The sequence below is a fragment of the Stenotrophomonas sp. C-A genome (assembly GCF_054030835.1).
Genome location: NZ_CM132916.1, coordinates 819,659 through 832,115, shown reverse-complemented (window position 1 = coordinate 832,115; position 12,457 = coordinate 819,659). Strand labels below are relative to the sequence as shown.

Sequence of the window (12,457 nt, the reverse complement as noted above, 5' to 3'; positions counted from 1 at the left end):
GCTGCCCTGCCTGTTTTACAAGGCCGTCAAACTCACCAGCGGTAGTGGGCGAATGCCTTGTTGGCTTCGGCCATGCGGTGGGTTTCTTCGCGCTTCTTGATGGCGCCGCCACGGTTTTCCGAGGCGTCGATCAGTTCAGCAGCCAGCTTCTTCGGCATGGTGTTCTCACCACGCTTGCGCGCGGAGTCGATCAGCCAGCGCATGGCCAGAGCCATCTTGCGCGACGAACGCACTTCGACCGGCACCTGGTAGGTGGCACCACCGACGCGGCGCGACTTGACTTCGACCGCCGGAGCGACGTTGTCCAGAGCCTTCTGCACCAGTTCAATGGCGTTGGCGCTGCTGTTCTTCTCGGTGATCACGTCCATGGCGCCGTACACGATCTTTTCGGCGACGGACTTCTTGCCGCTCTGCATGACCATGTTGATGAAGCGGGCGATGGTTTCGCTTCCGTGCTTCGGATCGGGCAGGACGGAACGCTGCGGAGTATTACCCTTACGCGACATAGTGCTCTCTCCTTATGCCTTCGGACGCTTGGCGCCGTACTTGGAACGGGCCTGGCGACGCTTGGCAACGCCGGCGGCGTCGAGCGAGCCACGAACGGTGTGGTAACGCACACCCGGCAGGTCCTTGACGCGACCGCCGCGGATCAGGACCACGGAGTGCTCCTGCAGGTTGTGGCCTTCACCACCGATGTAGGAAATCACTTCTTCCTGGTTGGTCAGGCGGACCTTGGCAACCTTGCGCAGAGCCGAGTTCGGCTTCTTCGGAGTGGTGGTGTAGACACGGGTGCAGACGCCACGGCGCTGCGGGCACTTGTCGAGCGCCGGCGAGGCACTCTTGTAGGTGGTCGCTTGCCGCGGCTTGCGGACCAGCTGGTTGATCGTCGCCATCAGTAGGTTCTTCTGATTGGTGGCCGGAAAATCCGACCAGAGATGCGGAAATGTTAAAGCAGGCCAAAATTCTGGCCTGCTGAGACAGACGATTGTAGCAACCCGTCAGGAAAGCAGTCAAACGCCTCCTGTCAAGCCCGTTCCTGATCCTGGAACGTTACTGGGGGGCCTCCATGTACCCCGTTCAGGTTGGCCGGGAGGATCGCGGTCGATCCCCCTGCCCTTTCCCTACCCGTCGATGAACCGACGGGGTGGTCCGGCCTGCTGGCCGGACCGGATACCTCATTCTTCGCCAGACGCCTGTTCAGCTTCAGCTTCAACGGCCGGAGCCTCGACTGCAGCCGGGGTGCCGGTCAGGGCCTGCATCTCCGAGTCGGTCAGACCCGAAGCGCCGCGGCGGCGGCTGCTGTGGTACGACAGACCGGTACCGGCCGGGATCAGGCGGCCCACGATCACGTTTTCCTTCAGGCCGCGCAGGTTGTCCTTGGTACCGCGGACGGCCGCTTCGGTCAGCACGCGGGTGGTTTCCTGGAACGACGCGGCCGAGATGAACGATTCGGTCGCCAGCGAGGCCTTGGTGATACCCAGCAGGACCGGATCGAAGTGCGCCGGCAGCTCGTTGCGGGTCGACAGGCGCGCATTCTCCTCGATAACGCGCTGACGCTCCACCTGTTCACCGTTCAGGAACTTGCTGCTGCCCTGGTCGGTGATCTCGACCTTGCGCAGCATCTGGCGGGTGATCACCTCGATGTGCTTGTCGTTGATCTTCACGCCCTGCAGGCGGTACACGTCCTGGATTTCCTTCACCAGGTAGGCCGCCAGCGGTTCGACACCCAGCAGGCGCAGGATGTCCTGCGGGCTCGGCTCGCCGTCCACGATGGTTTCACCCTTGGTGACATGCTCGCCTTCGAACACGATGACCTGGCGGTACTTCGGAATCAGCTCCTCGTGCTCCGAACCATCGGTGTCCTTGATGATCAGGCGCTGCTTGCCCTTGGTGTCCTTGCCGAAGCTGATGATGCCCGAACGCTCGGCCAGCACCGCCGGATCCTTCGGCTTGCGCGCTTCGAACAGATCGGCCACGCGCGGCAGACCACCGGTGATGTCGCGGGTCTTCGACGCTTCCTGCGGAATCTTGGCGACCACGTCACCCACGCCGACGGCAGCGCCGTCCTGCAGGTTGACGATCGAGCGCGGCGGCAGCAGGTACTGCGCCGGCAGGTCGGTGCCCGGAATCGACAGGTCGTTGCCCTTGGCGTCGACGATGCGCACGATCGGGCGCAGGTCCTTGGCCTGGGTACCACGACGCTTCGGATCGGTGATTTCGCGCGACGCCAAGCCGGTCAGCTCGTCGGTCTTCTCGATGACGGTGATGCCGTCGACGAAGTCGATGAAGCGGATGAAGCCGGCCACTTCCGACACGATCGGGTGGTTATGCGGATCCCAGTTGGCCACGGTCTGGCCCGCCTTGATCGCATCACCGTCCTTGGACGTGATGGTCGCACCGTACGGCAGCTTGTAACGCTCACGCTCGCGGCCGTGGGCATCGAGCACCGAGATTTCGCCCGAGCGCGACACTGCCACCAGCGAGCCGTTGGCGTGCTCGACGGACTTGAGGTTGCTGAACTTGACCGAGCCGGTGGTCTTGACGGTGATGTTGTCGACCGCAGCAGCTCGCGACGCCGCACCACCGATGTGGAACGTACGCATGGTCAGCTGGGTACCCGGCTCACCGATGGACTGGGCGGCGATGACGCCGACCGCTTCACCGATGTTGACCAGGTGGCCACGGGCCAGATCGCGGCCGTAGCAGCGCGAGCAGACACCGAAGGCCGATTCGCAGGAGATCGTCGAGCGGACCTTGATGGTCTGCACGCCGGCATCTTCCAGCTTGGCAACCCAGGCTTCGTCCAGCAGGGTGTTGCGGGTGACGATCGGATCTTCGTCGTTGCCCGGCAGGAACACGTCCTCGGCAACCACGCGACCCAGCACGCGGTCCTTCAGCGGCTCGACCACGTCGCCGCCTTCCACGATCGGGGTCATGATCAGGCCTTCGGTGGTACCGCAATCCACCTCGGTGATCACCACGTCCTGCGCGACGTCGACCAGACGACGGGTCAGGTAACCCGAGTTCGCGGTCTTCAGCGCGGTATCGGCCAGACCCTTACGGGCACCGTGGGTGGAGTTGAAGTACTCCTGCACGTTCAGGCCTTCGCGGAAGTTCGCCTTGATGGGCGTCTCGATGATCGAGCCGTCCGGGCGGGCCATCAGGCCACGCATGCCGGCCAGCTGACGGATCTGCGCCTGCGAACCACGCGCACCGGAGTCGGCCATGATGTACAGCGAGTTCATCGACTTCTGGTCGATGGTCTCACCCTTGGCGTTGACCACCTTCTCGGTACCGATGGTGTCCATCATCGCCTTGGCGATGCGCTCGTTGGTGCGCGACCAGATGTCGACCACCTTGTTGTAGCGCTCGCCGGCGGTGACCAGGCCCGACTGGTACTGCTCCTGGATTTCCAGCACTTCGGCTTCGGCCTCGGTGAGGATGCCCTTCTTCTCGTCCGGGATCAGCATGTCGTCGATGCCGATCGAGACGCCGGCGCGGGTCGCGTAGGCGAAGCCGGTGTACATCAGCTTGTCGGCGAACACGACCGTGTCCTTCAGACCCAGCTGGCGGTAGCTGGAGTTGATCAGGCGGCTGATGTTCTTCTTGGTCAGCTCGGTGTTGGCCAGCGCGAACGGCAGGCCTTCCGGCAGGATTTCAGCCAGCAGGGCGCGACCGATCGTGGTGTCCACGATCGAGGTCTTGTTCTGCTTGATGCCGTCTTCGTCGGTCACCACTTCGGTGATGCGGACCTTGACGCGAGCGTGCAGTTCCACCACGCGGTTGTCGTAGGCACGCTTCACTTCGGCGATGTTGGCGAAGGCCATGCCCTCGCCCTTCTTGTTTTCCAGCGAGCGGGTCATGTAGTACAGACCCAGCACGACGTCCTGCGACGGCACGATGATCGGCTCGCCGTTGGCCGGCGACAGGATGTTGTTGGTCGACATCATCAGCGCACGCGCTTCCAGCTGGGCTTCCAGCGAGAGCGGCACGTGGACGGCCATCTGGTCACCGTCGAAGTCGGCGTTGAACGCGGTGCAGACCAGCGGGTGCAGCTGGATGGCCTTGCCTTCGATCAGCACCGGCTCGAACGCCTGGATGCCCAGACGGTGCAGGGTCGGCGCACGGTTCAGCATCACCGGATGCTCGCGGATGACCTCTTCCAGGATGTCCCAGACTTCGGCTTCTTCGCGCTCGACCAGCTTCTTGGCGGCCTTGATGGTGGTGGCCAGGCCACGACGCTGCAGCTTTGCGAAGACGAACGGCTTGAACAGCTCGAGCGCCATCTTCTTCGGCAGGCCGCACTGGTGCAGGCGCAGGTACGGACCGACCACGATGACCGAACGGCCCGAGTAGTCGACGCGCTTGCCGAGCAGGTTCTGGCGGAAGCGACCCTGCTTGCCCTTGATCATGTCGGCCAGCGACTTCAGCGGGCGCTTGTTGGTGCCGGTGATGGCACGGCCACGACGGCCGTTGTCCAGCAGCGCATCGACCGATTCCTGCAGCATGCGCTTTTCATTGCGCACGATGATGTCCGGCGCGCTCAGTTCGAGCAGGCGGCGCAGGCGGTTGTTACGGTTGATGACGCGGCGGTACAGGTCGTTCAGGTCGGAGGTCGCGAAGCGGCCGCCATCCAGCGGGACCAGCGGACGCAGGTCCGGCGGCAGCACCGGCAGCACGGTCATGACCATCCACTCCGGACGGTTGCCCGATTCCAGGAAGGCTTCGATCAGCTTGATGCGCTTGGTGAGGCGCTTGAGCTTGGTTTCCGAACCGGTAGCGGCGATTTCCTCGCGCAGGCGGGTCATTTCCGACTGCAGGTCGATGGTGCGCAGCAGTTCGTACACGGCCTCGGCGCCCATGGCGGCGTCGAAGTCGTCACCGTGCTCCTGGCGGGCCTGCAGGTACTGTTCTTCGGTCAGCAGCTGGCGGCGCTCCAGGGCGGTCAGGCCCGGCTCGGTCACCACGTAGGCTTCGAAGTACAGCACGCGCTCGATATCGCGCAGGGTCATGTCCAGCATCAGGCCGATGCGCGACGGCAGCGACTTCAGGAACCAGATGTGCGCGACCGGCGAAGCCAGGTCGATGTGGCCCATGCGCTCACGACGCACCTTGGCCAGGGTTACTTCGGTGCCGCACTTTTCGCAGACCACGCCGCGGTGCTTCATGCGCTTGTACTTGCCGCACAGGCACTCGTAGTCCTTCACCGGGCCGAAGATGGCGGCGCAGAACAGGCCGTCGCGTTCCGGCTTGAAGGTACGGTAGTTGATGGTTTCCGGCTTCTTCACTTCGCCGAAGGACCACGAACGGATCAGGTCCGGCGAAGCCAGCGCGATCTTGATCGCGTCGAAGTCCAGCGTCTGGCGCTGCTGGTTGAAGAGGTTGAGCAGGTCTTTCATGGTGTTCTCCAGAAGGAGGAATGCTGTGTCGATGGGCTTTCAGTTGACTGCCAGCGGCGCGGCGGCGGAGGCCGCCGCGCCGGCATGGATCAGTTGTCTTCCAGTTCCATGTTGATGGCCAGCGAGCGGATTTCCTTCACGAGCACGTTGAAGGATTCCGGCATGCCCGCGACCATCTCGTGCTCACCGTCGACGATGTTCTTGTACATCTGGTTGCGGCCCTGCACGTCATCGGACTTCACCGTCAGCATTTCCTGCAGGGTGTAGGCCGCGCCGTAGGCTTCCAGCGCCCAGACTTCCATTTCACCGAAGCGCTGGCCGCCGAACTGCGCCTTGCCGCCCAGCGGCTGCTGGGTGACGAGCGAGTACGGACCGGTCGAACGGGCGTGCATCTTGTCGTCGACCAGGTGGTTCAGCTTCAGGTAGTGCATGTAACCCACGGTGGTGTGGCGATCGAACGCTTCACCGGTGCGGCCGTCGTACAGCTGGGTCTGGCCACTGCTCGGCAGGTCGGCCAGTTCCAGCATGCGCTTGATTTCCGCTTCGGTGGCGCCGTCGAAGACCGGAGTGGCCATCGGCACGCCGTCGGTGAGGTTACGGGCCAGGCGCAGCAGTTCCTCGTCGCTGAACTGCGACAGGTCGACACGGTTGGCCACGTTGGTGTCGTCGTGGTTGTAGATGTCGTCCAGGAACTTGCGCAGGTCGGCAACGGCGGCCTGGGCTTCCATCATCGCCTGGATCTTGCGACCCAGGCCCTTGGCCGCCCAGCCCAGGTGCACTTCCAGGATCTGGCCGATGTTCATACGCGACGGCACGCCCAGCGGGTTCAGCACGATGTCCACGGTCTCGCCCGAGGCCATGTACGGCATGTCCTCGACCGGCACCACGTTGGAGACCACACCCTTGTTGCCGTGGCGGCCTGCCATCTTGTCGCCCGGCTGGATGCGGCGCTTCACGGCCAGGAACACCTTGACCATCTTCAGCACGCCCGGGGCGAGGTCGTCACCGGCGGTGATCTTGCCGCGCTTGTCGGCGAAGCGACGCTCGAATTCCTTCTCGTGCGCCTGGATCTGCTTCTGCGCGCGCTCGATGGCTTCCGAAGCGTCCTCGTCCTTCATGCGCAGGGCGAACCAGTCAGCCTTCTTCAGGCCGTCCAGGAAGGCGTCGCTGATCACGTCACCCTTCTTCAGGCCAGCGCCACCGTTGACCACCTTGCCCACGATCTGCGAACGCAGACGCATGTAGATGGCCGCTTCCAGGATGCGGAACTGGTCGTCGAAGTCCTTCTTGACGCGCTTGATTTCAGACTCTTCGATCTGGCGGGCGCGCTTGTCCTTCTCGATGCCGTCGCGGGTGAAGACCTGCACGTCGATGACGGTGCCGTCCATGCCCGGCGGAACGCGCAGCGAGCTGTCCTTAACGTCCGAAGCCTTCTCGCCGAAGATCGCGCGCAGCAGCTTCTCTTCCGGGGTCAGCTGGCTTTCGCCCTTCGGGGTGACCTTGCCGACCATGATGTCGCCGGCGCGGACTTCGGCACCGATGTACACCACGCCGCTCTCGTCCAGGCGGTTCAGCGCCTGCTCGGAGACGTTCGGGATGTCGGCGGAGATTTCCTCCGGCCCCAGCTTGGTGTCACGCGCAACGCAGGTCAGCTCTTCGATGTGGATCGTGGTGTAACGATCCTCTTCCACCACGCGCTCGGAGAGCAGGATGGAGTCTTCGAAGTTGTAGCCGTTCCACGGCATGAACGCGATCAGCATGTTCTGGCCCAGGGCCAGTTCGCCGATGTCGGTGGACGGACCGTCGGCCAGCACGTCGCCGCGGGCGATGACGTCACCCACCTGGACCAGCGGACGCTGGTTGATGCAGGTGTTCTGGTTCGAACGGGTGTACTTGACCAGGTTGTAGATGTCCACGCCTGCGTCGGTGGCGCCAACGATCTCTTCCTCGTTGACCTTGACCACGATGCGGGCGGCGTCGATCTGCACGATTTCGCCACCACGACGGGCGTTCACGGTCACACCGGAGTCACGCGCCACGGCGCGTTCGATGCCGGTACCGACCAGCGGCTTCTGTGCACGCAGGGTCGGCACGGCCTGACGCTGCATGTTGGCGCCCATCAGTGCGCGGTTCGCGTCATCGTGCTCCAGGAACGGAACCAGCGCGGCCGCGATCGACACGGTCTGCATCGGCGAGACGTCCATGAAGTGGACTTCCGCCGGCGGCTTCAGCAGCGATTCGCCCTGGAAGCGGCACGGAACGAACTGCTCGGTCAGCACGCTGTCGGCATTGGTCAGGGCGTTGGCCTGCGCAATGACGTACTCGTTTTCTTCGATGGCCGACAGGAACTCGACTTCGTCATAGACCTTGCCGTCCACGACCTTGCGGTACGGGGTCTCAAGGAAACCGTACTGGTTGGTGCGGGCGTACACGGCCAGCGAGTTGATCAGGCCGATGTTCGGGCCTTCCGGGGTTTCGATGGTGCAGACGCGGCCGTAATGGGTCGGGTGCACGTCGCGCACTTCGAAGCCGGCGCGCTCACGGGTCAGGCCGCCCGGGCCCAGGGCCGAGACACGACGCTTGTGGGTCACTTCCGACAGCGGGTTGTTCTGGTCCATGAACTGCGACAGCTGCGAGGAGCCGAAGAACTCCTTGATGGCAGCGGCGACCGGCTTGGCGTTGATCAGTTCCTGCGGGGTCAGGCCTTCCGACTCGGCCATCGACAGGCGCTCCTTGACCGCGCGCTCGACGCGGACCAGGCCCACGCGGAACACGTTCTCGGCCATTTCACCGACCGAACGCACGCGACGGTTGCCCAGGTGATCGATATCGTCGACCACGCCGCGACCGTTGCGGATCTCGGTCAGGACCTTGATCACGTCCAGGATGTCGGAGCTGTCGCCATGGGCGGCGACCAGGCGCTTGGACTCTTCGTCGTTGCGCTCACCGTAGTACTTGCGGTCGTACAGCACGGCTTCGCCGGTGGTTTCCTTGCGGCCCACGCGACGGTTGAACTTCATGCGGCCGACCGCGGACAGGTCGTAGCGCTCGAAGGTGAAGAACAGGTTGTGGAACAGGTTCTGCGCGGCGTCCTTGGTCGGCGGCTCGCCCGGACGCATCATGCGGTAGATCTCGACCAGGGCTTCCAGCTGGGTCTTGGTCGGGTCGATGCGCAGAGTGTTGGACAGGTACGGGCCACGATCCAGATCGTTCACCCACAGGGTGCCCACGGCATCCACGCCGGCCTTGCGGAAGGCCTGCAGCTGCTCGTCGGTGATCTCGTCATTGGCCTGGGCCAGCAGTTCGCCGGTCGAGGCGTCGACCACGTCGTGCGACAGGATGCGGCCGACGATGTAGTCGTCCGGCACGGCCAGGGCGGCGATGCCCGAGGCTTCCAGCTGCTTGATGTGGCGCGCGGTGATGCGCTTGCCGGCTTCCACGATGACCTTGTCGCCGTCGGCGAGGTCAAAGCCCAGGGTTTCGCCACGCAGGCGCTCCGGCACCAGCTCCAGCTGGACGCCTTCATCCGGGTTGATGTGGAAGGTGTTGATCTCGAAGAACTCGGCCAGCATCTCTTCGTTGCTGTAGCCAAGCGCGCGCAGCAGGATCGACACCGGCAGCTTGCGGCGGCGGTCGATACGGGTGAACAGCGCATCCTTCGGGTCGAACTCGAAGTCCAGCCAGGAACCGCGGTAAGGAATGATGCGGGCGCTGTACAGCAGCTTGCCCGAGCTGTGGGTCTTGCCACGGTCGTGGTCGAAGAACACACCCGGCGAGCGGTGCAGCTGCGAGACGATGACGCGCTCGGTGCCGTTGACGATGAAGGTGCCGTTCTCGGTCATCAGCGGGATTTCGCCCAGATAGACCTCCTGCTCCTTCACGTACTTGATGGCCTTGGTCGACGACTCACGGTCGTAGATCACCAGGCGCACGGTCACGCGCAGCGGGGCGCCGTAGCTCATGCCACGCTGGCGGCACTCACGCTCGTCGAAGACCGGTTCGCCCAGCTTGTAGCCGACGTATTCCAGGGCAGCATTGCCGCTGTAGCTGGCGATCGGGAAGACCGACTTCAGCGCAGCGTGCAGGCCGTGGTCCGTGCGCTTGGCCGGATCGACGTTTTCCTGCAGGAATTCACGATAGGAATCCACCTGGATGGCGAGCAGGAACGGCACTTCGAGAATCGAGCGCTGCTTGCCGAAATCCTTGCGGATACGCTTTTTTTCGGTGAACGAATAGGACGTCATGAGGTCTTCCACCTTGTTGTGCGGATCGTGCGCCCACGATCCGAAGGGAACTTGAAATTGTCAGTTGGAAGTCGCTGGTATTGCCGGCACCAGCACGCCTTCTCCCGCTACTTCCAACTGCCAACTCGTCTGCATCCACTCCCCCGCTGCCGCGCGCTGCGCTGGCCGGCCGGGGTCTGACCGCAGCCCGTGTTGGGCTTTTTGCCGCTCGTTACATCCACGCGTGGCGTGGATCTACAACACTGCAACAACGACCAAAGGCCGGGGGCTTACGCCCCCAGCCTTGGCTGCATCGCCGTGAATCGGTGACGATGCAAGGTAACTGCTTACTTGACTTCGACAGTCGCGCCAGCAGCTTCCAGGTCCTTCTTCATCTTCTCGGCGTCGTCCTTCGAAGCGCCTTCCTTCAGGACGCCACCGGCTTCGGCCAGGTCCTTCGCTTCCTTCAGGCCCAGGCCGGTGATGGCGCGGACGGCCTTGATGACTTCGACCTTCTTGTCGCCGGCCGACTTCAGGGTGACGGTGAACTCGGTCTGCTCTTCAACAGCAGCGGCCGGGCCAGCGGCAGCAGCCACGGCAACCGGAGCAGCGGCGGAGACGCCGAACTTCTCTTCGATGGCCTTGACCAGCTCCATCACTTCCATCAGGGACTTCTCGGCGATGGCGTCGACGATCTGTTCGTTGGTAAGGGACATGATTAATACCTTTGGATGATTTTCTGGGTTGAGGTTCCGTCAGGAACCACGGTAAGTCGAAACTCAGGCGGTCTCGGCGGCCGGCTCGGCAGCGTCGGCGGCGACGTCGCCACCACCCTGCTTCTCGCCAACGGCCTTGATGGCGCGGGCAAACATCGTGACCGGCTCGGTCAGGACGCGGGCCAGCATGGCCAGGGCCTGGTCGCGGGTCGGCAGCGAGGCCAGCACTTCGACGTGGCTTGCCGGGAACACTTCGCCACCGATGGCGACGACCTTAGCCTTCAGCTTGTCGTTGCCCTTGGCGGCTTCCTTGATCAGGCGACCGGCAGCGCCGGGCTCCTCGAGCGAGAACGCGTACAGCAGCGGACCAACCATCTGGTCCTGGGCGACTGCGAACTCGGTGCCTTCAACGGCGCGCGAAGCCAGGGTGTTCTTGACAACCTTCAAGAAAACACCGGTTTCACGAGCCTGCTTGCGCATCGCGGTCATCTGGGCGACCGTGGTGCCAGCGTATTCGGCTGCGATCAAGGAGTGGGCCTTGGCGGCGACGTCTGCCAGCTCGGCGACTACTTCTTGCTTCTGGGACAGATTGAGAGCCATTGCACTCCTCCTATTGAACTCCGCTTACGGCTCCTGCCGTGTGCGGTCCTGTGCGGCATCCATCCTGGACGCCGGGAACATCGGGATGATGTTCCGGGGGTGGGCCGTTCTAGACCTGGAGTGGGCCAACCTGGGAAACCCAGACGTGCGTGAACCAGAAAAACTCCAGAAGGGCACCATCTACGCAGGGTGATTCCGGGGAATCGATTAAGCGCTCATGACTGCTCCGGCGGCGACTCCTTGCCAGATCGAGCTTCCGTGCCCGTCGCCGGTATTACCACGACCGCGCCTGCGGTCTTTGACGGCTACCGCGGGCGATGCACTGCCAGCGATGCCTTCAAATGTCACGGTCACGGCACCGAAGGTACCGTGACCGCTTGAAACAATTACTTCAGGGTCAGCGACGACTGGTCGACGGTGACGCCCGGGCCCATCGTCGAGCTGACCGAAACCTTCTGCAGGTAGGTGCCCTTCGAGGTGGCCGGCTTGGCCTTGATCAGGTCCAGCAGCAGCGCGGTCAGGTTCGACTTCAGCGCGTCTTCGGCGAAGTCGGCCTTGCCGATGGTGCAGTGGATGATGCCGGCCTTGTCGGTGCGGTAACGGACCTGACCCGACTTGGCGTTCTTCACGGCTTCACCCGGGTTCGGGGAAACGGTGCCGACCTTCGGGTTCGGCATCAGGCCGCGCGGGCCCAGCACGGTGCCCAGCTTACCGACGACGCGCATGGCGTCCGGGGTCGCGATGACGACGTCGTAGTTCAGATCGCCGGCCTGCATCTTCTCGGCCAGGTCATCCATACCGACGGCTTCGGCGCCAGCGGCCAGGGCTTCGTCAGCCTTGGCACCGGCCGGAGCGAACACGGCGACGCGGACCGACTTGCCGGTACCGGCCGGCAGCACGGTGGAGCCGCGGACCTGCTGGTCGGACTTCTTCGCATCGACGCCCAGGCGCACAGCGACGTCGATCGACTCGACGAACTTGGCCTTGGTGGCGCTCTTCAGGATGTTGATCGCGTCCTCGAAGGCGTATGCCTTGCCCGGAACGACGGCGGCCTTGATGGCCTTCTCACGCTTGGTCTGTGCCATCTTATTAACCCTCCACCACGAGGCCCATGGAACGGGCAGAGCCAGCGATGGTACGCACGGCGGCGTCCAGATCGGCGGCAGTCAGATCCGGTTCCTTCGCCTTGGCGATCTCTTCCAGCTGCTTACGGGTGACCTTGCCGACCTTCTCGGTGTTCGGGCGCTTGGAGCCCGACGAGATGCCAGCGGCCTTCTTCAGCAGTGTGGTGGCCGGGGTGCTCTTGGTGATGAAGGTGAACGTACGGTCCGAGTAGGCCGTGATGATCACCGGAACCGGAAGACCCGGCTCGAGCTTCTGCGTGGCAGCGTTGAACGCCTTGCAGAATTCCATGATGTTCAGACCGCGCTGACCCAGCGCAGGACCGACCGGCGGCGAGGGGTTGGCCTGACCGGCCTTCACCTGCAGCTTGATGTAACCGACAACTTTCTTTGCCATG

The 12,457-nt window shown here is 63.7% G+C and carries 8 protein-coding genes; all 8 read right to left on the bottom strand.

Annotated features, from left to right (window positions below):
* Positions 1 to 32: 32 nt before the first annotated feature.
* The 8 genes from rpsG to rplK all read right to left on the bottom strand — a co-directional run bounded on the left by rpsG (position 33) and on the right by rplK (position 12,456).
* A complete protein-coding gene (gene rpsG / locus ACW5IY_RS03760) occupies positions 33 to 506 on the bottom strand; it encodes a 30S ribosomal protein S7 (RefSeq protein WP_004145321.1) in 474 nt (157 codons plus the stop codon).
* Between the two features lie 12 nt (positions 507 to 518).
* The gene (gene rpsL / locus ACW5IY_RS03755; protein WP_004145320.1) at positions 519 to 893 is read right to left on the bottom strand and encodes a 30S ribosomal protein S12; all 375 of its coding nucleotides are present in this window, start codon (positions 891 to 893) and stop codon (positions 519 to 521) included.
* Positions 894 to 1,175: 282 nt separating this feature from the next.
* A complete protein-coding gene (gene rpoC, locus ACW5IY_RS03750; protein ID WP_049435136.1) occupies positions 1,176 to 5,399 on the bottom strand; it encodes a DNA-directed RNA polymerase subunit beta' in 4,224 nt (1,407 codons plus the stop codon).
* A gap of 89 nt (positions 5,400 to 5,488) precedes the next feature.
* Positions 5,489 to 9,643, bottom strand: coding sequence for a DNA-directed RNA polymerase subunit beta (gene rpoB, locus ACW5IY_RS03745; protein ID WP_049401089.1), 4,155 nt, complete (start codon positions 9,641 to 9,643; stop codon positions 5,489 to 5,491).
* A 326-nt stretch (positions 9,644 to 9,969) separates the two neighbouring features.
* Complete coding sequence (rplL, locus tag ACW5IY_RS03740; RefSeq protein WP_010480374.1) at positions 9,970 to 10,338, bottom strand: 50S ribosomal protein L7/L12; 369 nt, start codon at positions 10,336 to 10,338, stop codon at positions 9,970 to 9,972.
* A gap of 63 nt (positions 10,339 to 10,401) precedes the next feature.
* Positions 10,402 to 10,938 carry a 50S ribosomal protein L10 gene (gene rplJ / locus ACW5IY_RS03735; RefSeq protein ID WP_010480377.1) on the bottom strand — a complete coding sequence of 179 codons (537 nt, stop codon included), beginning with the start codon at positions 10,936 to 10,938 and terminating at the stop codon, positions 10,402 to 10,404.
* Positions 10,939 to 11,324: 386 nt separating this feature from the next.
* A complete protein-coding gene (gene rplA / locus ACW5IY_RS03730) occupies positions 11,325 to 12,023 on the bottom strand; it encodes a 50S ribosomal protein L1 (protein ID WP_004154350.1) in 699 nt (232 codons plus the stop codon).
* A gap of 4 nt (positions 12,024 to 12,027) precedes the next feature.
* Positions 12,028 to 12,456 (bottom strand): 50S ribosomal protein L11, encoded by a 429-nt coding sequence (rplK, locus tag ACW5IY_RS03725; RefSeq protein WP_004145248.1) that lies wholly within the window; start codon positions 12,454 to 12,456, stop codon positions 12,028 to 12,030.
* Position 12,457: the final 1 nt, after the last annotated feature.

Coding starts and splice junctions, on each gene's coding strand:
- rpsG (WP_004145321.1), bottom strand. CDS start 506: ATGTCGCGTAAGGGTAATACTCCGCAGCGTTCCGTCCTGCCCGATCCG.
- rpsL (WP_004145320.1), bottom strand. CDS start 893: ATGGCGACGATCAACCAGCTGGTCCGCAAGCCGCGGCAAGCGACCACC.
- rpoC (WP_049435136.1), bottom strand. CDS start 5,399: ATGAAAGACCTGCTCAACCTCTTCAACCAGCAGCGCCAGACGCTGGAC.
- rpoB (WP_049401089.1), bottom strand. CDS start 9,643: ATGACGTCCTATTCGTTCACCGAAAAAAAGCGTATCCGCAAGGATTTC.
- rplL (WP_010480374.1), bottom strand. CDS start 10,338: ATGTCCCTTACCAACGAACAGATCGTCGACGCCATCGCCGAGAAGTCC.
- rplJ (WP_010480377.1), bottom strand. CDS start 10,938: ATGGCTCTCAATCTGTCCCAGAAGCAAGAAGTAGTCGCCGAGCTGGCA.
- rplA (WP_004154350.1), bottom strand. CDS start 12,023: ATGGCACAGACCAAGCGTGAGAAGGCCATCAAGGCCGCCGTCGTTCCG.
- rplK (WP_004145248.1), bottom strand. CDS start 12,456: ATGGCAAAGAAAGTTGTCGGTTACATCAAGCTGCAGGTGAAGGCCGGT.